The sequence below is a fragment of the Ancylobacter defluvii genome, from assembly GCF_018390605.1.
Classification (GTDB): Bacteria; Pseudomonadota; Alphaproteobacteria; order Rhizobiales; family Xanthobacteraceae; genus Ancylobacter; species Ancylobacter defluvii.
This window is the reverse complement of the sequence record NZ_JAHBGD010000017.1, coordinates 149,746-173,845: the sequence shown is the minus strand read 5'-3', so window position 1 is coordinate 173,845 and position 24,100 is coordinate 149,746. Positions and strand designations below refer to the sequence as shown.

The window sequence follows — 24,100 nt, the reverse complement described above, 5'->3', positions numbered from 1 at the left end:
CATGGCCAAAGCTGCACGTCCCGGCGGATTCTCCGAGCGCTCCCAGCGCGCCTTCGAACCCGCGCAACCCGCCACGCTCGATCCCGTTCTCGCCGAGAAGCTCGGCGTGGCGCCGACCTCGGGCGCTTCCGCCACCGTCGCCGCGCTGTCGGCGCTGATCGAGGGCGGCCGCCCCGAGGTCGACGGGCAGGTGTGGATGCCGCACCGGCCGGCGCGGCCGGAAAAATCGGAAGGCGGCGTCCGGTTCGTCATCAAGTCCGACTACACGCCGGCCGGCGACCAGCCGCAGGCGATCGACGAACTGGTGGCGGCGGCGGATCAGGGCGAGCGCGATCAGGTGCTGCTCGGCGTCACCGGCTCCGGCAAGACCTTCACCATGGCCAATGTCATCGAGCGCGTGCAGCGCCCGGCGCTGATTCTGGCGCCGAACAAGACGCTGGCGGCGCAGCTCTATGGCGAGTTCAAGAGCTTCTTCCCCGACAACGCCGTGGAGTATTTCGTCTCCTATTACGACTACTACCAGCCGGAAGCCTATGTGCCGCGCACCGATACCTTCATCGAGAAGGAATCGTCGATCAACGAGCAGATCGACCGCATGCGCCACTCGGCCACCCGCTCGCTGCTGGAGCGCGACGACGTCATCATCGTCGCCTCGGTGTCCTGCATCTACGGTATCGGCTCGGTCGAGACCTATGCCTCGATGACCTTCAAGATCGCCGTCGGCGATCGCATCGACCAGCGCGGCATCCTCGCCGACCTGGTGGCGCTGCAGTACAAACGCATCCAGGGTGACTTCGCCCGCGGCACCTTCCGGGTGCGCGGCGACGTCATCGAGATATTCCCGGCGCATTACGAGGACCGGGCCTGGCGGGTGTCGCTGTTCGGCGACGAGGTGGAGTCGATTCAAGAGTTCGACCCGCTCACCGGCAACAAGTCGCAGGACCTGAAATTCGTGAAGGTCTATGCGAACTCGCATTATGTGACGCCGCGCCCGACCCTCATCCAGGCCATTCAGGGCATCAAGGCCGAGCTGAAGATGCGGCTCGACGAACTCAACGCCATGGGCCGTTATCTCGAGGCGCAGCGGCTGGATCAGCGCTGTACCTTCGACCTCGAAATGATGGAGGCCACCGGCTCCTGCGCCGGCATCGAGAACTATTCGCGCTGGCTCACCGGCCGCCGCCCCGGCGAGCCGCCGCCGACCCTGTTCGAATATGTGCCCGACAATGCGCTGATCTTCTGCGACGAGAGCCATGTGACCATTCCGCAGATCGGCGCCATGTATCGCGGCGACTTTCGCCGCAAGGCGACGCTGGCGGAATATGGCTTCCGCCTGCCGAGCTGCATGGACAACCGGCCGCTGCGCTTCGAGGAATGGGAGGCGATGCGGCCGCAGACGGTGCATGTCTCCGCCACCCCCGGCCCGTGGGAGATGGAGCATTCCGGCGGCGTGTTCGTCGAGCAGGTGATCCGCCCGACCGGCCTCGTCGACCCGCCGGTGGAAGTGCGCCCGGCGCGCACGCAGGTCGACGATCTGCTCGGCGAAGTGCGGCAGGTTGCGGCGCAGGGCTACCGCACGCTGGTGACGGTGCTCACCAAGCGCATGGCGGAGGACCTGACGGAATATCTCCACGAGAACGGCATCCGCGTGCGCTACATGCATTCGGACATCGACACTATCGAGCGCATCGAGATCCTGCGGGACCTGCGGCTCGGCGCCTTCGACGTGCTGATCGGCATCAACCTGCTGCGCGAGGGCCTCGACATCCCGGAATGCGGGCTGGTGGCCATTCTCGATGCCGACAAGGAAGGTTTCCTGCGCTCGGAGACCTCGCTGATCCAGACCATCGGCCGCGCGGCGCGCAATGTCGACGGGCGAGTGGTGCTCTATGCCGACAACATCACCGGCTCGATGGAGCGGGCGATGGCGGAGACCGAACGTCGCCGCGCCAAGCAGGTGGCGTGGAACGTCGAGCACGGCATCACGCCGGAGAGCGTGAAGAAGGCGATCGGCGACATCCTCAACAGCGTCTATGAGCGCGACCATGTGACCGTCGATACCGGGCTCGCCGAGGCGCCGGCGGCCTATGGCAACAATCTCGCGGCGGTCATCGCCGACCTCGAGAAGCGGATGCGGGCGGCGGCGGCGGATCTCGATTTCGAGAAGGCGGCGCGGCTGCGCGACGAGATCAAGCGGTTGCAGGCCACAGAACTGGCGATTTCCGACGACCCGCTGGCGCGGCAGGAGACCATCGACGACAAGACCGGCGGCTATCGCGGCGAGCGCAAATATGGCCGCTCGGCCAATCTGCCGGAGAAGAAGGGCAAGGGCGGACGTGGTGGCGCGCGGTCCTCGCCCGGCCATGTCTCCTCCGGCCATCAGGCGCGGGCCGACGAGGCGCAGGCCGGCTACGCGGCTGATGATGGAGCGCATGGCGGCTCGCGCATCGTCAGGCCGTCGCTCGACGACATGGGTCCCGGCACCGATCGCACCGAGCCGCTGCGTGCTACCGAATGGACCCGCCCGGAGCGGCCGGACCCGATGACCAAGGGCCATCGCAAGGGTGGACGGCGCGCGCCGAAGCGGTAGTTGGCTATGTTGTGGCGATTCGTTATATCGGCCGTTACGTTTTCCATCCGTTGGATACTTCCACCATGCCGCCGAGAACCCTCCGCACCGAGAAGGCCGGCAAGAAAGAATTGCGGCTCGTACTCGATGGCAATGTCTATGTTGGTCTAGTCGATGGCCATCGGCTGGCGGACGGGGAGGATGCAGACGAAGTCTGGTCGAATCTGCGCCGCAATGTCGGCGTCGCCGATCCGCGCTATTTCGGCTATTCGGGGGCGATCAATCACTTCCGGCGGTTCTTCCCGAACGGCTTCGCCTCGCAGGGTTTCGCCTCGCAGGAGCGAGGCGACAAGATCGTGGCTCTGGACGAGCTGTCCCGTAACGTGCCGCTTGTCGCAGCGGTGGACGGAACCGGTCTTGCCGAAGCGGTGCTCGCCGTCTTCCGACGGACGAACTTGCCGGGAAAGTTCGAGCAGATTTGGGTGCAGAACCTATTACGCAGCGCGGATGCGGACCGGTTCATTCAATTCTCGGCACGCTTTGCACTCGAGCCGTCGCGCAAGCATCTCGCCGAACTCGCCACATGCGCCAAGCCCCATAAAGCCGCGACCTGGCCGATCCTCACCTATCTCCCGTTCTTCTGGCAGCCGGAGCGGCATATGTTCCTGAAACCCGAGGTGACTCGGGAATATGCGGCCCGCGTGGGGCACATCTTCGCCGAACTCTATGCATCGCCGCCGGACTTTCCCACTTATGAGGCTCTGCTTGATCTCGTCGATGTCACACGTCGGAAGATCGGCGAGCTCGATCAGCGGGACGGCATTGATATACAGGGCTTCATTTGGGTTGTCGGCGGCGGCTACAGGGAAAGCGACGGCGTCTATCCGTAGCCGCTCGCGTTGCCGGCCTTGCCGTAGCGTTCCGACAGTGCCGAGGGGTGCGGTCTCGTGAGACGGGAGGAGGACAGCATGGGCTTCACGCAGGCGATTTCGAGCGTTCTGGGAAAATACGCGACCTTTCAGGGGCGCGCGCCGCGCTCGGAATATTGGTGGTGGGCCCTGTTCACCATCCTGCTCAACTGGGTGCTCGGTCTGGTCGATCTCGCGCTGTTCGGCGCGTTTTCGTTCATCGCGACGGGCGACGTGCACATGTTCACGCCGCTAACCACCCTTGTCGGCGTCCTGCTGATCCTTCCGTCGATCGCGGTGGGTGCGCGTCGCTTCCACGATATGGATCGCACGGGCTGGTGGCTGCTGATCGGCCTGACCGGCATCGGCGCGCTGGTGATCTTCTTCTGGTTCATGTTCAAGGGAACCGAGGGGCCGAACCGCTTCGGGCCGGACCCGCTGGCCCGGTACTGAGGCGGCACGGACCCAGGCAAGAAAAAAGCCTCCATGACGGACTGCCCGTCATGGAGGCTGTTGATTCAGGCGCGGGCACCCGGCTGGCCGGGCACCTGCGGGTCAGGGAGGGCTTAGCCGCCCTGCTGGATGGCGCTTACCGTCCACTCGCCGCCGCCGGCGGGGCGGGTGAAGGTCCAGAATTCCACCACCGATTCGAGGCGGTCCGGGTCGCCCTGCACCAAGCGGCCGCTGGCGCGCTCGATCACCGTGTCCTTGAGCTGGTAGCGCATGGCGACGGTGGCGAAGTCGCGGCCATCCTCGCTCCAGGCCTCGGAGAGGTCGCCTTGCAGCAGCTTCACCTCGTCGAGGCGATTCTGCAGGCCGTCCTGCGCATAGCCGTCGAGTTCCTCGGAGACATAGCCGAGCATTTCCGGCGTCATCAGCTGCGACAGGGTGGCGCGGTCGTCGCGGCTATAGGCGTCCTGCACATCGCTGAGCTTGCGCTCGAAGGTGTCGAAATCGGCACCCTGAAGCTGCAGCGGCCGGCCGCGCGGGCGGCTGGCGAAGCCGGAGCGACCGGCAGCGGCGGCGTTCGAGGCGGGAGCCGAGCTGCCGCCGCCGAACATATCGCGGGCCAGCGGCGCGCCGGGCTGCGGGCCTTGTGCGGTGGCGGTGGCCGGACGGTTGCGCGAGGCGAACCAGCGCATCGCCAGCCGGACGACGATGAAGATCAGCCCGACCTGCAGCAGCAGGCCGAGAATGCCGGCGAGGCTGCCGAGGCCGGAGAAGAAGCCGCCGCCCATCAGCAGGCCGAACAGGCCGGCGCCGAGCAGGCCGCCCATCAGCCCGCCCATGAAGCCGGGACGGTTGAAGAAGCCGCCCTGGCGCGCCGGTGCGGCCATGCCGGGATTGGTGGCACCCGGCTGGGTGGCCGAGCGCTGCATGGTCTGGGCGGAAGGGGCGGTGGGTGTGGGGGCGGGGGCGGACCAGGTGCGCGCGCCGCGGCTTCCCATGCTCTTGCCGCCGCCCACGCGGGCGTCGGCATCGGGAACGACGGCAATCAGGCTGCCGGCCACGATCAGGGCCGCCGCGCCGGCACGCGCGGCGGTAGCCAGGGTAGGCAGGCGGAACAGGGACGTGATGCGCATGGCCTCTCTCGGAACTGACACGGGGGTCACGATGTGACGCTGCGTCAGCATATGGGGAAGCCATCGCCATTTGTCACCTCCCCGGCCGATCAAGCCTGCGGGAGGGCGACGCTCAGAAGCCGAGCTGCGTCTCGATGGCGGCGATGGAGCCGACCGGTGCGGGCGCTACGTTGGAAGCCTGCTTCTCGGTGGAGGTCTCGACAGCGCGGGGGACCGTCTTGAGGGCGGCGGCGGGCTGACGGAGCGCGGCGGGAACTCGTTCCTCGGCGCGATTCCTGACGGCGGACATAACTCAATCCTCTTTTGTACGCGATACGCGGTTACGCGATGCGACGTCTCTAACGGTAGGCACGTCTAACGGTAGGCACGACACCTTTATGGACCCACAATCCTGAATGAGGACTGACTGGTCCGTTCATGGTCACGGCTATTTCGTTCAGAATCGCGGCGGGTTCTAGGCGAATAGCGGGTAACTCGACGGCAGCGGCCTCCCGCGTGTGGATTTGGAGATGCTGCGGCCAAATGGCCACACCCCGGCATGCTAATTGCTAAGTTGCGTCGATCACGGGAGCGAATAAGCCATGTCTTTTGCCCTCACACTCGCCCAGCCGGATGCCGAACCCGAAGTCGATGCCGGGATCGATCACTCGCTGCGCGACGACATCCGTATGCTGGGTCGCGTGCTTGGCGATACACTGCGCGACCAGGAAGGCGAGCCGACCTTCGATCTGGTGGAAACCATTCGCCGGGTCTCGACCCGCTTCCATCGCGAGGACGACGAGGGCGCGCGCCACGAGCTGGAGGAGATCCTGCTCGGCCTCGACCCCGACGAGACCATCTCCATCGTCCGCGCCTTCAGCTATTTCTCCCACCTCGCCAACATTGCCGAGGACCAGCATGTGATCCGTCGCGGCCGCGCGCTGGCCGCTGCCGGCCAAGGGCCGCGCCCGGGCACATTGGCGAATGCCATCGAGCGGGCGATGGAGGAGGGGGTGTCGACGGAGGGGCTGCGCAAGTTCTTCGACACCGCGCTGGCGAGCCCGGTGCTGACCGCGCACCCGACCGAGGTGCGCCGGCGCAGCACCATGACGCATGAAATGCGTATCGCCGAGCTGCTCGCCGAGCGCGAACGTACCATCGAGCCGACGCCGGAAGAGTTCGCGCTGATCGACGACGAGCTGCGCCGGCGGGTGCTGACGCTGTGGCAGACCAACCTGCTGCGCAAGACCAAGCTGACGGTGCTCGACGAGGTGGCCAACGGCCTCGCCTATTATGACTACACGTTCCTGCGGCAATTGCCGCGGCTTTATGCGTCGCTGGAGGACCGGCTCGCCGCCATCGAGGAGGCCGGGCCGGTGGCGCCGGAGGTCGGCTCCTTCCTGCGCATGGGCAGCTGGATCGGCGGCGATCGCGACGGCAACCCCTTCGTCACCGCCGCCGTCACCCGCGAAACCATGCGCATGCAGGGCGCGCAGGCGGTGCGCTTCTATCTGCAGGAGCTGGACGAGCTCGGCGCCGAACTGTCGATCAGCACCATCCGCGTCGCGGTGTCGGAGGAATTGCTGGCGCTGGTGGATTCCTCGCCGGATCTCTCGCCGCACCGGCGCAACGAGCCTTATCGCCTCGCCGTCACCGCCATCATCGGGCGGCTCAAGGCCACCGCCTTCCGACTGGAGGTCGCGGACCTCGTCGGCGTTACCGAGAAGCCGAAGGTGCGCCCCTACGCCTCGGCGGCCGAGCTGCGCGCCGATCTCGACGTGATCGACGGCTCGCTCAAGACCCACAAGTCCGGCGCCATCGCCCGTGGCAAGCTGCGTGAGCTGCGCCGCGCGGTCGATTGCTTCGGCTTCCACCTCGCCATCCTCGATTCCCGGCAGAATTCGGACGTGCATGAGCGCTGCATCGCCGAGCTGTTCGAGGTGGCGGCGCCCGGCACCGGCTATAAGAGCCTGCCGGAGGGCACCCGCGTCGCGCTGCTGCTGCGTGAGCTGACCACCGCGCGCCCGCTCACCTCGCCCTTCGCGAGCTATTCCGACGAGACCGTCGGCGAAATGGACATGCTGCGCACCTGCGCCCGCATTCACACGATCTACGGCCCCGAGGCGATCCAGACCTGCATCATCTCCAAGGCCGAAGGCGTCTCCGACATGCTGGAGCTGGCGCTGCTGCTGAAGGAGGTCGGCCTCGTCGATCCGGCCGGCGCGGCGGCGGTGAACATCGTGCCGCTGTTCGAGACCATCGAGGATCTGCGCAACTCCGCCAAGGTGATGGAGCAGATGTTCCGCCTGCCGGAATACCGCATGCTGGTCGACAGCCGCGGCGGCATGCAGGAGGTGATGCTCGGCTATTCCGACAGCAACAAGGATGGCGGCTTCGTCACCTCCGGCTGGGAGCTCTACAAGGCGGAGATCGAGCTGATCGAGGTGTTCAAGCGCCATGGCGTGCGGCTGCGGCTGTTCCACGGCCGCGGCGGCTCGGTCGGCCGCGGCGGCGGGCCGAGCTACGACGCCATCCTCGCGCAGCCGGGCGGGGCGGTGCAGGGGCTGATCCGCATCACCGAGCAGGGCGAGATCATCTCGTCGAAATACTCGAACCCGCAGGTGGGGCGCGGCAACCTCGAAACCCTCGCGGCGGCGACATTGGAGGCGACGCTGCTCTCCGGCGATGCCAAGGCGCCGCGCGAGGAATACCTCACCGTGATGGAGGCATTGTCCGATGCCGCCTTCAAGGCCTATCGCGGCCTCGTCTACGAGACCCCGCGCTTCGAGGACTATTTCTGGGAATCCACCGTCATCAACGAGATTGCGACGCTGAACATCGGCTCGCGTCCGGCCTCGCGCAAGAAGACGCGGCGCATCGAGGACCTGCGCGCGATTCCCTGGGTGTTCTCCTGGGCGCAGTGTCGGTTGATGCTGCCGGGCTGGTATGGCTTCGGCACCGCCATCCGGCAATGGCTGGCCAAGAACCCGGACGGCTTGCCGCTGTTGCAGGAGATGTATCGCGAATGGCCGTTCTTCCGCACCCAATTGTCCAACATGGACATGGTGCTGTCGAAGAGCTCGATCGCCATCGCCTCGCGCTATGCGCAACTGGTGGAGGATGTCGAACTGCGCGAGAGCATCTTCGGGCGGATCCGTGCCGAACATCAGGCGGCGATCGAGGCGCTGCTGTCGATCTCCGAACAGGAGAAGCTGCTCGGCTCCAACCCGCTGCTCGACCGTTCGATCCGCGCCCGCTTCCCCTATATCGACCCGCTCAACCATGTGCAGGTCGAGCTGCTGCGGAAGTACCGCGCCAGCGACACCGACGAGAAGGTGCTGCAGGGCATCCAGCTGACGATCAACGGCATCTCGGCGGGCTTGCGCAACTCGGGGTGAAGGCGCGGCGATAACGGGTGGTGGCCTCCCGGCCGGCGGGACATGTTGGACCTTGAGAAGAGTCCAACATGTCGTTCCGCATCACCGGGCTGTCGCCGGTGCCGTTTCAACGCTACTTCGGCCTGCCGGACGCCGAACTCGCGAGCCTGGGAATCCGGCGCGTCGTGGTCGACGAGGCGCCGGGCTTTCCCGACCGCATCGAGATGCGCGAGGCGGCGGTGGGAGAGACCGTGCTGCTGCTCAACCACACCAGCCCGCCGGCGGACACGCCCTATCGGGCCAGCCACGCGATGTTCGTCCGCGAGAGCGCCAGCCGGCGCTATGACGCCATCGACCAGGTATCGGATGTCATGCGCCGCCGGTTGTTGTCGTTGCGGGCGTTCGACGCCGACGCGACGATGGTCGATGCAGACACCGTCGAGGGCAGCGAGATGGAGGGACTCATCGAGCGCCTGCTCGCCAATCCCGCCACCTGCTACATCCACGCTCATAACGATCCACGCTCATAACGCCAAGCGGGGTTGCTATTCCGGTCGGATCGACCGCGCCTGACGACGGCGATGCGCTTTATCCCCCGCCCACCGCCGGAATCGCCTCGGGCGCGAGATTGGGCGGCACCCGCGACATCAGGAACGCCGCCTTGATCAGCGCGGCATTGCCCTCGGCCTCGTCGCCATTCGGCAGGTGCTTGCCGTCCTCCAGGCCGATGCGCCCGTCGAGACCGCGCAGCAGCGCGTCGCGGTAGAGCGGCCAGACGGTGGCGTCGAGGCCGTGCTGCAGGATCGGCACGTCGAGGCTGGCGCGAGCGAGCACGGTGCGGATGCCGGCAGCGGCCGCCAGCCCTTCCGTCTCGTCCTGCTCGTTGATCTCGATGAGAATGCGCAGGCATTTCGGCGCCTCGGCGAGCTTCACGAAGCGCTCGGCGTCGGCGACCGACCACAGGCCGGCCTCGACGCCGATGCCGCGCTTGAGCGCCAGCGCGATCATTTCCGGCGCGTCGTCCTCGATGAGATTTACCGACACATAGTCCGGCCGCTCGGTCCACCCGGCCACCGCGTCGAGCCGTCCCTTGCCGCCGGGGGCGATGCCGCCATGGGTGGACAGGCCGACCGGCACGCCGGGCACGCGGGCGCGAATGGCGGTCAGCGTGGCGGCGACGTGGGCCGGGTCGAGCGTCTCGGCCCCGCTTGCGTCGCGCGGGTGCACATGCAGTTCGCCGGCGCCGGCGGCGATCACCATTTCCGCCTGGAAGGCGAGCTCGGCGGGGGTGAACGGCGTGTCGGCGTGAAACGCCTTATCGCGCGAACCGTTAAGGCAGGCCTGGAGCATGGGCGTTTCCTGTCGGCTGGTGGGTTCCACCGCTTCAACCCGCGTGGAACCCCATTCGTTTCAAGCGCGAGACGCTTCTCTCCAAGGATTGCAGAAATTCCGAGCGGTCGCGCGGCGAAAACGGCCGGGGACCGCCGGTGATAGCGCCGGCTTCGCGCAGATCCTGCATCAGATTGCGGGTGGCCAGCTGCAGGCCGATGGAGGAGGCGGTGAACGCCTTGCCGCTCGGCGCCAAGGCTTCCGCTCCCTTGGCCACTACCCGAGCGGCGAGCGGCACGTCGGTGGTGATGACGATGTCACCGGGCTCCACCCGCTCGACGATCCAGTCGTCGGCGACGTCGGCACCGGCCGGCACGATCACCCGCTCGATCCAGTCGGTGCGCGGCGTGTTGACGAAGCTGTTGGCCACCACGAACACCTTGAGCCGATGGCGCTCGGCGACACGATAAGTCTCGTCCTTCACCGGGCAGGCGTCGGCGTCGATATAGATGATGATGGATTTCGCCAAGGTATTAATTTGCAGTTGATGAGGAAGGCTCAAGAAAGAAGGGCTGCCCGTGAGGACAGCCCTTCCCATGTCAGACCGCGGCCCGGCCCGGTAACCGTCCGAAGGACGGTGCTTTGTGTCGCATCACGCGGCACGGACCTCGCTAAAGGCAAGAGTCCAGGTCACGGATACCGACGACCGCGGATCAAGACGATCAGACACTGGATCACCTCCTTTCGATTGTTGACGACGATGTGAGCTTAACGTGATTCGCGCCGACGTCATCCTCCCTTACGGCACGACTGTTCACATCGGGTTGCGGTGTGACATGTTCGGTGAGCGGAGCGGCGCCTGATCGGCCCGAACAAGGCTCCATGTCTGGATTCGAGTGCCATTCCGATCGATCGGAACGGCCTCTCGATACGGGAGGTGACGATGCGCAGTGCCTATGGCTATGCCCTGAACAGGCCACTTGGATGGATTTTGGCCGCGGCGCTGATGGCGACGCCCGCCCTCGGCCAGCAGGCTTCGGACACGCAGGCGCCGGAAGCCCCGAGCGCCATTGCCGCCGCAGCGAAGTCGGCGACCTCCACGCACTGGATGGTCGCCACCGCCAACCCGCTCGCCACCCGGGCCGGCGCGGCGGCGCTGCGCAATGGCGGCAACGCCATCGACGCGCTGGTGGCGGCGCAGGCGGTACTCGGCCTTGTCGAGCCGCAATCCTCCGGCCTCGGCGGCGGCGCGCTGCTGGTCTATTGGGATGCGGCGGCGGGTCGCCTCACCACCTTCGACGGCCGCGAGACGGCGCCCCGCGCCGCGACGCCGACGCTGTTCCAGGACGCCAAGGGCGAGCCGCTGAAGTTCATGTCGGCCGTGGTGGGCGGCCGCTCGGTCGGCACGCCGGGAACGCCGCGGTTGCTGGAATTCGTGCACCGGCGCTACGGCCACATCGCCTGGGCGCATCTGCTCCGCCCGGCGGTACGGCTTTCCGAGGAGGGCTTCCCGGTGTCGCCGCGGCTCTCCAAGCTGATCGCCGAGGATGCCGAGACGCTGAAGGCCAATCCGGTCGCCGCCGCCTATTTCTTCGACGACAAGGGCGCGCCGCTCGCCGTCGGCTCCACGCTGAAGAACCCGGCCTATGGCGATACGCTGCGCCAGCTCGCCCGCTATGGCTCGGCCGCCTTCTATCGCGGCCCGATCGCCCGCGACATCGTGCGCACGGTGCGGGGGGCGAAGGGCAATCCCGGCGTGCTGACGCTGGAAGATTTGCGCGCCTATCGGGTGAAGGAGCGGGCGCCGGTCTGTGCCGATTATCGCGACGTGGATGTCTGCGGCATGGGGCCGCCGAGCTCCGGCGCCCTGACCGTCGGGCAAATCCTCGGCATGCTGCAATCCTACGACCTCAAGGCGCTGGGGCCGGAGTCGCCGGAGGCCTGGCGGCTGATCGCCGATGCCTCGCGCCTCGCCTTTGCCGACCGCGACCGCTACATGGCCGATCAGGACTATGTGCCGATGCCGACCAAGGGGCTGCTGGCGCCGGACTATCTCAAGCGCCGCGCCGAACTGCTGCGGGGCGACGACGCGCTGCCGGAAGTGGCGCCGGGCAACCCGACCTGGGACCATGCCATGCTGGCGCCGAAGCGCGCCGACGACGAGGCGATCGAACTGCCGTCGACGACGCAGATCACCATCGTCGATGCGGCCGGCAACGTCGCCTCGATGACCTCGACCATCGAGGCCGGCTTCGGCTCGCGGCTGATGGTGCGCGGCTTCCTGCTCAATAACGAGCTGACCGACTTCTCCTTCCGCTCGCAGCGCGACGGGGTGCCGATCGCCAACCGCGTCGAGCCCGGAAAGCGCCCGCGCTCCTCCATGGCGCCGACCATCGTGATGAAGGACGGCAAGCCGCTGCTGGCGCTGGGCTCGCCGGGCGGCAGCCAGATCATCGGCTATGTCGCGAAGACGCTGATCGCCCATCTCGACTGGGGCATGGACCTGCCCGCCGCCATCGCCGCTCCCAATGTGCTGGCGCGCTTCGACACGGTGGAGATCGAGGAGGGCACCCCGGCCGAGTCGCTGGAGCCTAAGCTCACCGCGCTGGGCTTCAAGGTGAAGAAGGCACCGATGACCTCGGGCGTGCAGGCGGTGCTGATCGGGCCGAATGGATTGACCGGCGCCGCCGATCCGCGCCGCGAGGGGTCGGTGATCGGGGAATGAGGCGGCGCCTGGGCTCGTCATCGCCGGGCCTGGCCCGGGGATGACGAGACGGTGCCCGGACTTGAAAGGCGTGGATGGCGGGGGCCAGGCCCGGCCCTGACGAAGGGAATGCCGCCGCGCCGCTCAGTGGCTGATCATCCACGGGCGCGCCGAGGGAAAGCTCTTGGCGCCGCTCGCCGAGGTGGCTGTGCGGTTCTTCTTCGTCCGGCTCTTCATGCCGCCGGAACAGCAGGAGCAGCCGGCGGCATGTCTGGCGCGCTCCTGCTTCTCCCGGTAGCCATCGACGCTCATCGGCGCGTGGCGGGCCTGCTCGTTGGTCGCGTGGGCGCTGAAGCTCGTCCGCGACATCGAGGTGAAATGCGGGGCGGTGAGCATCACGCGCGGGGCGGAGCGGGCGCAATCCGGGCAGGGCTGCGGGTCGAGATACTCGCTCATCGGGCGCAGCGCGGTGAAGTCGCCGCACTCCTCGCAGAGATATTCATAGACGGGCATGAGCCTTCTCCTCGGGCGTTTCCTCGATGGAGGCGGGGCGGCGTCGCCACCGTCCCGCCGGCCGGACGTTCAAATGGGGGTCAGAGGTCCGGCGAGAGCGGCATGTCGACCGAGCCATCGATGAACTTGGTCGGACCGGCCGAGGAGGGCTTGATGTCGAAGTCGAAGATCTCGGTCGGCAGCCACAGCGTGGCGCAGGAGTTCGGGATGTCGACCACGCCGGAGAGATGGCCCTGCACCGGCGCCACGCCGAGGATCGAGTGCGCCTGCGCGCCGGAATAGCCGAACTTCTTCAGGTACTCGATGGCGTTGAGGCAGGCCTGGCGATAGGCGACATTGGCGTCGAGATAGTGCTGGGTGCCGCTCTCGTCGACCGAGATGCCCTCGAAGATCAGGTAATCCTTGTAGTTCGGGGTGATCGGCGACGGCTTGAAGATCGGGTTCTTGATCCCGTACATCTCCATGCCGTTCTTGATCAGGTCGACCTTGATGTGCAGCCAGGCGCCGAACATCTCGATGGCGCCGCAGAAGGTGATCTCGCCGTCGCCCTGGGAGAAGTGCATGTCGCCCATGGAGAGGCCGGCGCCGTCGACATAGACCGGGAAATAGATCTTCGAGCCGCGCGACAGGTCCTTGATGTCGCAATTGCCGCCATGTTCGCGCGGCGGCACGGTGCGGGCGCCCTCCGAGGCCACCTTGTCCCAGGCGTCGCCCTTGCCGAGCTTGCCGAGATGCGCGGTCTTGGGCGCCGGCGGGTTGGCGAGCGGCGGCACGCGGGTCGGGTTGGTGTCGATCAGTGCCTGCTCGCGGGCGTTCCAGGTGTCGAGCAGCTTCTGCGAGGGCAGGGTGCCGATGAGGCCGGGATGGATGAGGCCGGCGAAGCCGACGCCCGGCACGTGGCGCGAGCGGGTGAACATGCCCTCATAGTGCCAGATCGACTTCTGGGCGAACGGGAAGTGATCGGTAAGGAAGCCGCCGCCGTTCTTCTTGGAGAAGAAGCCGTTGAAGCCCCATTCATGGCCCTTCAGCGTGCCGGCGTCGAGGATGTCGACCACCAGCAGGTCGCCGGGCTTGGCGCCCTTCACCCCGATCGGGCCGGAGAGATAGTGCACGGTCGACAGGTCGACATCACGGATGTCGTCGGCGGAATCATTGTTGGCGATGGCGCCGCCGGTCCAGTCGACGGTCTCGACGAGGAAGTCGGCGCCGGGCTCGACCCAGGTGGCGATCGGAATGTCCGGATGCCAGCGATTGTGCAGATATTCGTTCTCCGTGGCCGGCTTCGACAGGTCGACCGAGATCAGTGTTTCAGGCATGGCGAACTCCGTTCCCCTTGGACTGCATGCGGAAGAGTTTGGAAATGGGGCGCCGGCCCGCAGGCCGGTGCCGGGCCTCAGACGGAGAGGAAGCGCGCGACCTTGGCCTCGTCGACATCGGCGCGCTTGTCCTCATGGACGATCTCGCCGTTCTCGATCACCAGCACCCGGTCGGCGATGTCGAGGGCGAAGGACAGCACCTGCTCCGACACCACGATCGACAGGCCGCGCTCGTCGCGGATGCGCTTCAGCGTGCGCGCCATCTCGCGAATGATCGAGGGCTGGATGCCTTCGGTCGGCTCGTCGAGCAGCAGCACCTTCGGCTGGGTGGCGAGCGCGCGGGCGATGGCGAGCTGCTGCTGCTGGCCGCCGGAGAGGTTGCCACCGCGCCGGCCCTTCATCTCCAGCAGCACCGGGAACAGCTCGTAAAGGTCCGGCGGCACCTTGATCTCGCCGCGCGGGATCAGGCCGGTCTCGATGTTCTCCTGCACCGTCATGGTGGAGAAGATCATGCGGCCCTGCGGCACATAGGCGATGCCGTTGGCCACCCGCTCATAGCTCTTGAGCCTGGTGATGTCGGTGGCGCCGAGGGTGACCGAGCCGCTCTTGGTCGGCACGATGCCCATGAGCGACTTCATCAGCGTGGTCTTGCCCATGCCGTTACGGCCCATGATGGCGACGATCTCGTTCGGCGCCACCTTGATGTCGAGGCCGTGCAGCACCTCGCTCTGGCCGTAGGAGACGTGGAGGTCGGCGATATCGAGCATGGCGTGCCTCCTCAATGACCGAGATAGACTTCGATGACCTTGGGGTCCGCCTGGACCTTGGCCATCGAACCCTCCGACAGGATCTTGCCCTGGTGCAGCACCGTCACCTTGTGGGCGATGTCCTCGACGAACTTCATGTCGTGCTCGATGACGATCACCGAGCGGTCCTTGATGATGCGGTTGAGCAGCTCGGCGGTCTTCTTGCGCTCGGAGACGCTCATGCCGGCCACCGGCTCGTCGAGCATCAGCAACTCGGGGTCCTGGATCAGCAGCATGCCGATCTCCAGCCACTGCTTCTGGCCGTGCGAGAGATATTCGGCGCGCTGGTCGAGCTGGTCGGCGAGGAAAATGGTCTCGGCGACCTCCTGCACCCGCTCCTTCACCGCACTGTCACGGCGGAAGGTGAGGGCGCCCCTGACGGTGCGGCCCTTCGGGTAGGAGATTTCCAGGTTCTCGAAGACGGTGAGGTCCTCGTAGATCGACGGGTTCTGGAACTTGCGGCCGACGCCGGCGCGGACGATTTCGTGCTCCTTCATCCTGGTCAGCTCGCGTTCCTTGAAGCGGATCGAGCCGGTGGTCGCCTTGGTGCGGCCGCAGATGAGATCGAGCACCGTGGTCTTGCCGGCGCCATTGGGGCCGATGATCACCCGGATCTCGTTCTCGTCGACATAGAAGGACAGGTCGTTGACCGCCTTGAAACCGTCGAAGGAGACGGTGAGCCCCTCCACCGCCAGCACGAAGTCCTTGTTCATCTGGTCGCTGATGACATTGGCGTTCATGGTTCCGGCTCCTATTCCGCTACGGCAGGGGCGGCGGGTACGGCCGGCTCGGAGGCCGGCGAGGGGACGGCGCGCTTCGCCGTCCCGCCGAACAGCGGCCCGAGGCGCGGGGCGACATAGGTCTGCCAGAGGCCGGCGAGGCCGTTCGGGAAGATCAGCACCACGGCGATGAACAGGCCGCCGAGGCCGAACAGCCACAGCTCCGGGAAGCTCTCGGAGAACGAGGTCTTGGCCCAGTTGACCAGCAGCGTGCCGTAGATCGCGCCGAGGATGGACAGGCGCCCGCCGACCGCGGTGTAGATCACCATCTCGATCGACGGCACGATGCCGACGAAGGAGGGCGACATGAACCCGACCTGCAGGGTGAACATGGCGCCGCCGATCGCCGAGAGCGACGCGGCGAGGCAGAACACGAACACCTTGAAGCTGGCGACGTCGTAGCCGGAAAAGCGGACGCGATCCTCCTTGTCGCGCATGGCGACGAGGATGCGGCCGAGCTTGGACGACTTCACGTAATAGGCGAGCAGGATGCAGGCGATGAGCAGGCCGACGCAGACGAAGTAGAGGATGGTCTTGGCGGCGTCGGTGCGGATGTCCCAGCCGTGCAGGGTGCGCAGGTCGGTAATGCCGTTGATGCCGCCGGTATAGCCCTGCTGGCCGACGATCAGGATGGTGAGGATGGCGGCAAGCGCCTGGGTGATGATGGCGAAATAGACGCCGCCGACCCGCCGCTTGAACATCGCGAAGCCGACGATGAAGGCGAACAGCGCCGGCACCAGAATGACGGCCAGAATCGTCAGCCCGAGATTGTTGAAGGGCTGCCACATCAGCGGAAGTTCGGTGATCTGGTTCCAGTCCATGAAATCGGGGATGCCCGGCGTGGTCTGGATCTTGGTGTTCGCGACGCTGGAGGCTTCCAGCTTGAGGAACATCGCCATGCAGTAGCCGCCGAGGCCGAAGAACACGCCCTGGCCGAGCGAGAGGATGCCGGCATAGCCCCAGCACAGCACCAGGCCGAGCGCGACGAAGGCATAGGTGAGGTACTTGCCGACGAATTGCAGGCGGAAATTGTCCAGCGTCAGCGGCAGGATCACCACCAGCAGGACCGCGAGGATCGCGATCCCGATCATGTCCTGCGGGCGCAGGAAGAAGGTGCGGCCGGATGTCGGAGCGGATGTGGTCACGGGCATCTCCTCAACGACGGACCTTGATGACGAACAGGCCCTGCGGCCGCAGCATCAGGATGACGACCACGCCGAGCAGCGTGAGAACCTTTGCCATCGAACCGGACAGGAAGAATTCCATGGTCGATTGCGCCTGCGAGATGGTGAAGGCGGAGGCGATGGTGCCGAGCAGGCTCTGCGCGCCGCCGAACACCACCACCAGGAAGGTGTCGACGATGTAGAGCTGGCCGGAGGTCGGGCCGGTCGAGCCGATCATGGTAAAGGCCGAGCCGGCGACGCCGGCGATGCCGCAGCCGAGGCCGAAGGTGTAGCGGTCGACCTTCTCGGTGTTGATGCCGACGGCGCCAGCCATGACGCGGTTCTGCACCACCGCGCGCACCTGCTTGCCCCAGCTCGACTTGTACATGAGCAAGGCAACGGCGACGGTGATGGCGATGGTGAGGCCCATGACGAACAGGCCGTTGATCTGCACCTCGACCACCTCGGTGACGGGAAGCGAGCCCATCATCCAGCTCGGCAGCTCGACGCCGACCTCGCGCGGACCGAAGACCGAGCGGTAGACCTGCTGAAGAATGAGGCTGAGGCCCCAGGTGGCGAGCAGGGTGTCGAGCGGTCGTTTGTAGAGGTGGCGGATCATCAGCCACTCCGTCGCCATGCCGAGCGCGCCGGAAGCGAGGAAGGCGAGGATCATCGCGATGAAGAAGTAGATGCCGAACAGCGACGGCAGGTAATTCAGGAATAATTGCGAGGTGAAATAGGTGACATAGGCACCGAGGATCATGAACTCGCCATGCGCCATGTTGATGACGCCCATCTGGCCGAAGATGATGGCGAGGCCGAGCGCCATGAGCACGAAGACGGAGAACAGGATCAGGCCGGCGAAGCCCTGCATCAGGAAGATGGAGCTGAGCTCGGCCAGCGAATAGTCGGAAAACATCAGGAATCCCCCGGCGTGCGCCCGATGGCGCGGTTCTCGACAACCGAAAGAACCCCGGAGAGGGCGGAACCCTCTCCGGGCGACGGCGTCAGCCGATCACTGGTAGCCCTTGGGGAACGGATCCGGCTCGATCAGCTCGGGCGTCTCGAACACCACCTTGAACTGGCCATCGAGCTGCGCCTGGCCGACGCGGGTCTTCGACCACAAATGGTGGTTCGGGTGGATCTTGACGTAGCCTTCCGGTGCTTTGTTGAACTCGATGCCGGCCGAGGCCTCGGCAATCTTGTCGACATCGAAGGAGCCGGCCTTCTCGACGGTCATCTTCCACAGCCACGGGCCGAGATAGGCGGCCTGGGTGACGTCGCCGATCACCGTCTTCTCGCCCCACATCTTCTTGAAGGCGGCGACGAAGTCCTTGTTGTTCGGGTTGTCGAGCGACTGGAAGTACTTCATGCAGCTATAGGCGCCGGCGATGTTGTCGCCGCCGATGCCGTCGATTTCGTCCTCGGTGACCGAGATGGTCAGCAGCGTCTGCTTGTTGAGGTCGATGCCGGCGGCCTTGAGCTGCTTGTAGAAGGCGACGTTCGAGCCGCCGACGACGGCGCAGTAGATCACGTCCGGCTTGGTCAGCTTGATCTTGTTGATCACCGAGTTGAACTGGGTGTGGCCGAGCGGAAAGTACTCTTCGCCGGAAACCTTGCCGCCGAGATGCGCCTCGATGTGCTTGCGGGCGATCTTCATCGAGGTGCGCGGCCAGATATAGTCGGAGCCGATGAGATAGAAGCTCTTGGCGCCCTTGGTCTTATTAACCCAGTCGAGGCCGGCGAGGATCTGCTGGGTGGCTTCCTGGCCGGTATAGATGACGTTCTTCGACTGCTCCAGGCCTTCATAGAAGGTGGGGTAGTAGAGCATGCCGTTATACTGCTCGAACACCGGCAGCACCGCCTTGCGCGAGGCCGAGGTCCAGCAGCCCATCACCGCCGCCACCTTGTCGTTGACCAGCAGCTTCTTGGCCTTCTCGGCGAAGGTCGGCCAATCGGAAGCGCCGTCCTCCTGGATGAACTTGATCTTGCGGCCGAGCACGCCGCCCATGGCATTGATCTGCTCGATGGCGAGCTTCTCGGCCTGCACCGAGCCGGTCTCGGAGATCGCCATGGTGCCGGTGACGGAGTGGAGGATGCCGACGGTGACTTCCGTGTCGGTCACGGCAAGGCCGGTCGTGTTGATCGCCGATGTCGCCGGTGCCTGGGCGAAGGCCGAGGTAGAAAACAGGGCGGTTGACGAAAGCAGAGGCGCCGCGGGAAGGGCGGCGAGACCTTTCAGAAGTCTGCGGCGCGTCGAAGAAAAATTATCCGAGCCGTCGTTATGCGAAGACATACGATCCCCTCCACGGGTTTGACGTGGCCTCAACAAGCTTCTCGATGTGCTTGTGTTGATGCGATGGTGGGGAACGATGCCGTGCCGCAGCAATACGTCGATTGACGTATAGGGGTTTGCCGGCGCCGGCCTCACCATGTCTGCGAGCTTGGTGGAATAGAATCCGCCGATCGGGCTATTTGTTTTTACGCGCGTGCGCGCGTGTGCGCGAAGGGGACGGGGAGGCTTCTACTTTTCGAATGACCGGATAGTGGCGTCGCCCGGTGTCGCCCGGCGGTCATTCCATTTTCGATTTCGGCGCGAGTGCATGGGTTCGGCGGTCGCGCGGCACAATCCTGGCGTGCGTGGTGCGTTTTTTGCTGGCGTGCGACCGGCCCGGACGTGGCTGGCGACAGAACAGGGCGTGGGAGGAACGGGGAGGGAATGGCGAGCGGCGGGGCGGCGAGGCAGGAAACCATGGCGGCCGAGCAGAGGATCGTGCGCGTGCGACGCCGCTACAATCAGTGGGTCGTCAACGAAACGCTCGAGGATTATGCGCTGCGCTTCACCGCCAAGAGCGCCCGGCGCTGGTCGGCGCTGCGGGTCGCCAATACCGCGCTCGGGGCGGTGTCGTTCCTGGCGCTGGAGGCGATCGGCGGCGCGGTGACGTTGAGCTACGGCTTCCACAACGCCGTCGCCGCCATCCTCGTCGTCTGCGTGCTGATCTTCGCCACCGGCCTGCCGATCAGCTATTACGCGGCGAAATATGGCGTCGACATCGATCTGCTGACCCGCGGCGCCGGCTTCGGCTATATCGGCTCGACCGTCACCTCGCTGATCTACGCCTCCTTCACCTATCTGTTCTTCGCCATCGAGGCGGCGATCATGGCGCTGGCGCTGGAGATGTGCTTCGGCGTGCCGCTGATGGTGGGCTACTTCATCAGCGCGCTGGCGGTGATCCCGCTGGTGACGCACGGCATCACCTTCATCAGCCGTTTCCAGCTCTGGACCCAGCCGGTCTGGGTGCTGCTCAACATCGTACCGCTGGGCTTCGTGCTGTATGCCGGCGGGGACTCGCTGCAAGAGTGGACGCGCTATACCGGCCGGCTCGGCGCGCCGGACGGCTCCTTTGATCCGCTGCTGTTCGGCGCCGCCGCCACGGTGATCTTCGCGCTGGTGGCGCAGATCGGCGAGCAGGTGGACTTCCTGCGCTTCCTGCCGCGCCGGGCGCCCGGGCGGAGCGCGGCGGCCCGCAACACGCTGTGGTGGCTCGCCCTGCTCTCGGCCGGCCCCGGCTGGATCGTGGTCGGCGGCATCAAGATGCTGGCGGGATCCTTCCTCGCCTATTTTGCGCTCACCCATGGGGTGCCGTTCGTGCATGCGGCGGAGCCGACGCAGATGTATCTCGTCGCCTTCGAGATCGGCCTGTCGCCGCAGACGGCGCTGGTCACCACCGGGCTGTTCGTCATCCTGGCGCAGCTGAAGATCAACGTGACCAACTCCTATGCCGGCTCGATCGCGTGGTCGAACTTCTTCTCGCGGCTGACCCACAGCCATCCCGGCCGGGTGGTGTGGCTGGTGTTCAACGTCACCATCGCGCTGATGCTGATGGCGCTGGGCATCTACAAGGTGCTGGAGCAGATCCTCGGCCTCTACGCCATCGTCGCGGTGGCGTGGGTGGCGGCGCTGGTGGCCGATCTGGTGGTCAACAAGCCGATGGGCTGGAGCCCGCCGGGCATCGAGTTCAAGCGGGCGCATCTCTACGACATCAACCCGGTGGGGGTCGCCGCGGTGATGGCGGGCACCGGCATCGCCGTGCTGGCCTTCGCCGGGCTGTTCGGCGCCACCCTGCAGGCCTTCGCCCCCTTCGTGGCGCTGGTGGTATCCTTCGCCACCGCCTGCGGCGTCGCCTGGGGAACCGGCGGGCGCTATTACCTCGCCCGCCATGCCTCGAAGAAGTGGGAGGGGCGCACGACGCTGAAGTGCTGCATCTGCGAGCACAAATTCGAGCCGGAGGACATGGCGCATTGCCCGGTCTATGCCGGGCCGATCTGCTCGCTGTGCTGCTCGCTCGATGCGCGCTGCCACGACCGCTGCAAGGAGGGCGCGCGGTTTCCCGACCAGATCCTCGCCATGCTGAGCGCGACATTGCCGATGTGGGCGGTGGCGCGGATCAATTCGCGGCTCGGCCACTATATCGGCGTGCTGTCGCTGCTGGCGCTGGTGATCGGCGCCATTCTCGGGGTGATCTATTTCCAGGCCGCGCTCTCGCCACCCGCCGAACGCGAGGCGATCGGCGGCATGCTGTTCACCCTCTACTTCATCCTGCTGATCATTGCCGGCGTCGCCGCCTGGCTGTTCGTGCTGGCGCAGGAGAGCCGGCGCGTCGCCCAGGAGGAGAGCAACCGCCAGACCGCGCTGCTGATGCGCGAGATCGAGGCGCACAAGCGCACCGACGCCAAATTGCAGAAGGCGAAGGAGGTGGCGGAGGCCGCCAATCTGGCCAAGAGCCGCTATGTGGTCGGCATCAGCCATGAGCTGCGCACGCCGCTCAACGCCATTCTCGGCTATGCGCAGCTCCTGGAGCGCGATGCCGCCATCCCGCCGCACCGGCGCGATTCCATTCGGGTGATGCGGCGCTCGGCGGAGCATTTGTCCGGGCTCATCGACGGCCTGCTCGACATATCGAAAATCGAGGCCGGGCGGCTGCATCTCACCCGCGACGAGGTGCGCATCGGCGATTTCCTCGACCAGCTGGTCGACATGTTCCGCCTGCAGGCGACCGCCAAGAGCATCGATTTCGTCTATGTCCGGCCCGAGCGGCTGCCGGCGGTGGTCTATACCGACGAGAAGCGGCTGCGGCAGATCCTGATCAACCTGTTGTCCAACGCCATCAAGTTCACCGATTCCGGCCGGGTGGCGCTGCGCGTCGCCTATCGCAACCAGGTCGCCGAGTTCGAGGTCGAGGATACCGGCATCGGCATTCCCAAGACCGACCACACGCGGATCTTCGAACCCTTCGAGCGCGGCGAGCGGGCCGGCACCTATTCCACCGCCGGCATCGGCCTCGGCCTGACCATCACCAAACTGCTCACCGAGATCATGGGCGGGGAGATCGCGCTTACCTCGGCGCCGGGCGCCGGCAGCCTGTTCCGGGTGAAGCTGATGCTGTCGGAAGTGGCGCGGCCGAGCCGAACCGCCGCGCTGCCGCACCGGCGGATCGCCGGCTATACCGGGCGGCGGCGCACCGTGCTGGTGGCCGACGACGACAGCGCGCATCGCGACCTGATGCACGAATTGCTGGTGCCGCTCGGCTTCACCGTGCTCGCCGCCGCCGACGGCGTGGCGGCGCTGGAGATGGTGCGGCAATGGGAGCCGGAACTGGTGCTGCTGGATATTTCCATGCCGGGGCTGAACGGCTGGGAGGTGGCGCGTCAGCTGCGCGACGAGGGCTTCGTGCGGCTGCGCATCCTGATGATCTCCGCCAATGCCGGCGAGATCATCGGCGAGGGTCTCGATGCCCGGCATCACGACGACCAGATGGCCAAGCCGGTGCAACTCGCTGCGCTGCTGGAGAAGCTCGAGAAGCTGCTGGAACTCACATGGATCGTCGACGGGCAGGTTGCACCGCCGGTGCCGGTGCGTCCGCAGGTGCTGCGACCGCCGGCCGTCACGCATATCGAGGATCTGATGAAGCTCGGCGAGATCGGCTATGTGCGTGGAATCCAGGCGAAGCTCACCGAGATCGAGGCCGCCTCGCCGGACAATGGCGCCTTCGTCTCGCATATGCGGGATCTGATGGACACGTTCGACCTCAAGCAATACATGGCCGTCCTGGAGGCGTTGCGCAGCAATGATGCATAGCGTGGAACGCCGCGACATCGTCCTGGTGGTGGACGATTCGCCCGAAACCCTGAGCCTGCTGACCGACGCGCTCGAAGCCGCCGGCGCCACCGTGCTGGTGGCGGTGGAGGGCGCCAATGCGCTCGCTCTGGTCGAGCGGATCACCCCCGACGTCATCCTGATGGACGCGGTGATGCCGGGCATGGACGGCTTCGAGACCTGCCGCCGGTTGAAGAGCAACAAGGCGATCGCCCATGTGCCGGTGATCTTCATGACCGGCCTGTCGGAAACCGAGCAGATCGTGAAGGGGCTGGAAGCCGGCGGCGTCGACTATGTCACCAAGCCGATCTCGCCCTTCGAGCTGATCGCCCGCATCCGGGTACATCTCGCCAATGCCCGACAGACTCATAGCGCACGGGCGGCGCTCGATGCCTCCGGCCGCTTCCTGCTGTCCGCGACAGCGGAGGGAAGGGTGCTGTGGAGCACGCCGCAGGCCACCGCGCTGCTCACCGCCATCACCGTCTCGCCGCCGGGTGATGCGTTCCTGCTGCCGGAGCCGGTGCGGCGCTGGCTGGCCGGTCGCCGCGGCGACGGGGCGCCGGGTTCCGGCCGCGAGGCGATCGATCTGCCGGTGGAGGCCTCGACGCGGCGGCTGCGCCTGTCCTATGTCGGGCAGATCGGGCCGGACGAGCTGCTGCTGCGCATTGTCGAGGATGACGGGCTGGCGCCGGAACAGGTGCTCAAGGCCAAGCTCAATCTCACCCTGCGCGAGGCCGAGGTGCTGATGTGGCTGGCGCGCGGCAAGGCGAACCGCGATATCGGCGAGATCCTCGGCCTGTCGCCGCGCACGGTGAACAAGCATCTGGAGCAGATCTATTCGAAGATCGGCGTCGAGAACCGGGCGGCGGCGACGGCGCTGGCGGTCACCGCCCTCACGCCGCGCTAGCGGCAGGCGG

General features: G+C 66.3%; 19 protein-coding genes. 8 read left to right on the top strand and 11 right to left on the bottom strand.

The annotated features are described in order from the left end of the window. The first annotated feature begins 1 nt into the window (after window position 1). The 3 genes from uvrB (at window position 2) to KHC24_RS12445 (ending at window position 3,930) form a co-directional block, all read left to right on the top strand. Window positions 2-2,590 (top strand): excinuclease ABC subunit UvrB, encoded by a 2,589-nt coding sequence (uvrB, locus tag KHC24_RS12455; protein WP_213363592.1) that lies wholly within the window; start codon window positions 2-4, stop codon window positions 2,588-2,590. A gap of 65 nt (window positions 2,591-2,655) precedes the next feature. Continuing rightward, window positions 2,656-3,459: a hypothetical protein gene (locus tag KHC24_RS12450; protein ID WP_213363591.1), complete on the top strand. Its 804-nt coding sequence runs from the start codon at window positions 2,656-2,658 to the stop codon at window positions 3,457-3,459. A 78-nt stretch (window positions 3,460-3,537) separates the two neighbouring features. Continuing rightward, window positions 3,538-3,930, top strand: a complete 393-nt coding sequence (locus KHC24_RS12445) for a DUF805 domain-containing protein (RefSeq protein ID WP_213363590.1) — start codon at window positions 3,538-3,540, stop codon at window positions 3,928-3,930. 113 nt (window positions 3,931-4,043) lie between these two features. Here the strand turns inward: KHC24_RS12445 and KHC24_RS12440 are convergent, their stop codons facing one another. Together KHC24_RS12440 and KHC24_RS12435 are read right to left on the bottom strand one after the other, a co-directional pair. Next, window positions 4,044-5,060: a Tim44 domain-containing protein gene (locus KHC24_RS12440; protein WP_213363589.1), complete on the bottom strand. Its 1,017-nt coding sequence runs from the start codon at window positions 5,058-5,060 to the stop codon at window positions 4,044-4,046. Between the two features lie 112 nt (window positions 5,061-5,172). Further along, on the bottom strand, window positions 5,173-5,349 hold the full coding sequence (locus KHC24_RS12435) for a hypothetical protein (protein ID WP_213363588.1): 177 nt from the start codon (window positions 5,347-5,349) through the stop codon (window positions 5,173-5,175). A 292-nt stretch (window positions 5,350-5,641) separates the two neighbouring features. On the opposite strand from KHC24_RS12435, the gene ppc reads away from it, so the two are divergent. Together ppc and KHC24_RS12425 are read left to right on the top strand one after the other, a co-directional pair. Continuing rightward, entirely contained in the window at window positions 5,642-8,437 is a 2,796-nt protein-coding gene (ppc, locus tag KHC24_RS12430) for a phosphoenolpyruvate carboxylase (RefSeq protein ID WP_213363587.1), read from the top strand. Between the two features lie 68 nt (window positions 8,438-8,505). After that, on the top strand, window positions 8,506-8,946 hold the full coding sequence (locus tag KHC24_RS12425) for a DUF1203 domain-containing protein (protein ID WP_213363586.1): 441 nt from the start codon (window positions 8,506-8,508) through the stop codon (window positions 8,944-8,946). Window positions 8,947-9,004: 58 nt separating this feature from the next. On the opposite strand, the gene KHC24_RS12420 is transcribed toward KHC24_RS12425, so the two are convergent. Next, on the bottom strand, window positions 9,005-9,766 hold the full coding sequence (locus tag KHC24_RS12420) for a 3-keto-5-aminohexanoate cleavage protein (RefSeq protein ID WP_213363585.1): 762 nt from the start codon (window positions 9,764-9,766) through the stop codon (window positions 9,005-9,007). 34 nt (window positions 9,767-9,800) lie between these two features. After that, window positions 9,801-10,274 (bottom strand): YaiI/YqxD family protein, encoded by a 474-nt coding sequence (locus KHC24_RS12415; RefSeq protein WP_246546851.1) that lies wholly within the window; start codon window positions 10,272-10,274, stop codon window positions 9,801-9,803. A gap of 414 nt (window positions 10,275-10,688) precedes the next feature. Between KHC24_RS12415 and ggt the strand changes: the two genes are divergently transcribed. After that, window positions 10,689-12,470 carry a gamma-glutamyltransferase gene (gene ggt, locus KHC24_RS12410; protein ID WP_213363583.1) on the top strand — a complete coding sequence of 594 codons (1,782 nt, stop codon included), beginning with the start codon at window positions 10,689-10,691 and terminating at the stop codon, window positions 12,468-12,470. Window positions 12,471-12,593: 123 nt separating this feature from the next. Here ggt and KHC24_RS12405 read toward each other — a convergent pair whose 3' ends face one another. The 7 genes from KHC24_RS12405 to urtA form a co-directional block, all read right to left on the bottom strand. Then, window positions 12,594-12,962: an FmdB family zinc ribbon protein gene (locus tag KHC24_RS12405; protein ID WP_213363582.1), complete on the bottom strand. Its 369-nt coding sequence runs from the start codon at window positions 12,960-12,962 to the stop codon at window positions 12,594-12,596. 80 nt (window positions 12,963-13,042) lie between these two features. Further along, on the bottom strand, window positions 13,043-14,278 hold the full coding sequence (gene fmdA, locus KHC24_RS12400; protein WP_213363581.1) for a formamidase: 1,236 nt from the start codon (window positions 14,276-14,278) through the stop codon (window positions 13,043-13,045). Between the two features lie 77 nt (window positions 14,279-14,355). Then, on the bottom strand, window positions 14,356-15,045 hold the full coding sequence (gene urtE / locus KHC24_RS12395; RefSeq protein WP_213363580.1) for an urea ABC transporter ATP-binding subunit UrtE: 690 nt from the start codon (window positions 15,043-15,045) through the stop codon (window positions 14,356-14,358). An 11-nt stretch (window positions 15,046-15,056) separates the two neighbouring features. Then, the gene (gene urtD, locus KHC24_RS12390; RefSeq protein WP_213363579.1) at window positions 15,057-15,824 is read right to left on the bottom strand and encodes an urea ABC transporter ATP-binding protein UrtD; all 768 of its coding nucleotides are present in this window, start codon (window positions 15,822-15,824) and stop codon (window positions 15,057-15,059) included. An 11-nt stretch (window positions 15,825-15,835) separates the two neighbouring features. After that, a complete protein-coding gene (urtC, locus tag KHC24_RS12385) occupies window positions 15,836-16,954 on the bottom strand; it encodes an urea ABC transporter permease subunit UrtC (RefSeq protein ID WP_246546915.1) in 1,119 nt (372 codons plus the stop codon). 64 nt (window positions 16,955-17,018) lie between these two features. Next, window positions 17,019-17,945, bottom strand: coding sequence for an urea ABC transporter permease subunit UrtB (urtB, locus tag KHC24_RS12380; protein ID WP_213363577.1), 927 nt, complete (start codon window positions 17,943-17,945; stop codon window positions 17,019-17,021). A 96-nt stretch (window positions 17,946-18,041) separates the two neighbouring features. After that, window positions 18,042-19,322 (bottom strand): urea ABC transporter substrate-binding protein, encoded by a 1,281-nt coding sequence (gene urtA / locus KHC24_RS12375; protein ID WP_213363576.1) that lies wholly within the window; start codon window positions 19,320-19,322, stop codon window positions 18,042-18,044. Between the two features lie 456 nt (window positions 19,323-19,778). Here urtA and KHC24_RS12370 point away from each other — a divergent pair, with 456 nt between their 5' ends. After that, window positions 19,779-23,165, top strand: a complete 3,387-nt coding sequence (locus KHC24_RS12370) for a hybrid sensor histidine kinase/response regulator (protein ID WP_213363899.1) — start codon at window positions 19,779-19,781, stop codon at window positions 23,163-23,165. Next, complete coding sequence (locus KHC24_RS12365) at window positions 23,155-24,090, top strand: response regulator (RefSeq protein WP_213363575.1); 936 nt, start codon at window positions 23,155-23,157, stop codon at window positions 24,088-24,090. Before KHC24_RS12370 ends, KHC24_RS12365 begins: the two co-directional genes overlap by 11 nt. Window positions 24,091-24,100: the final 10 nt, after the last annotated feature.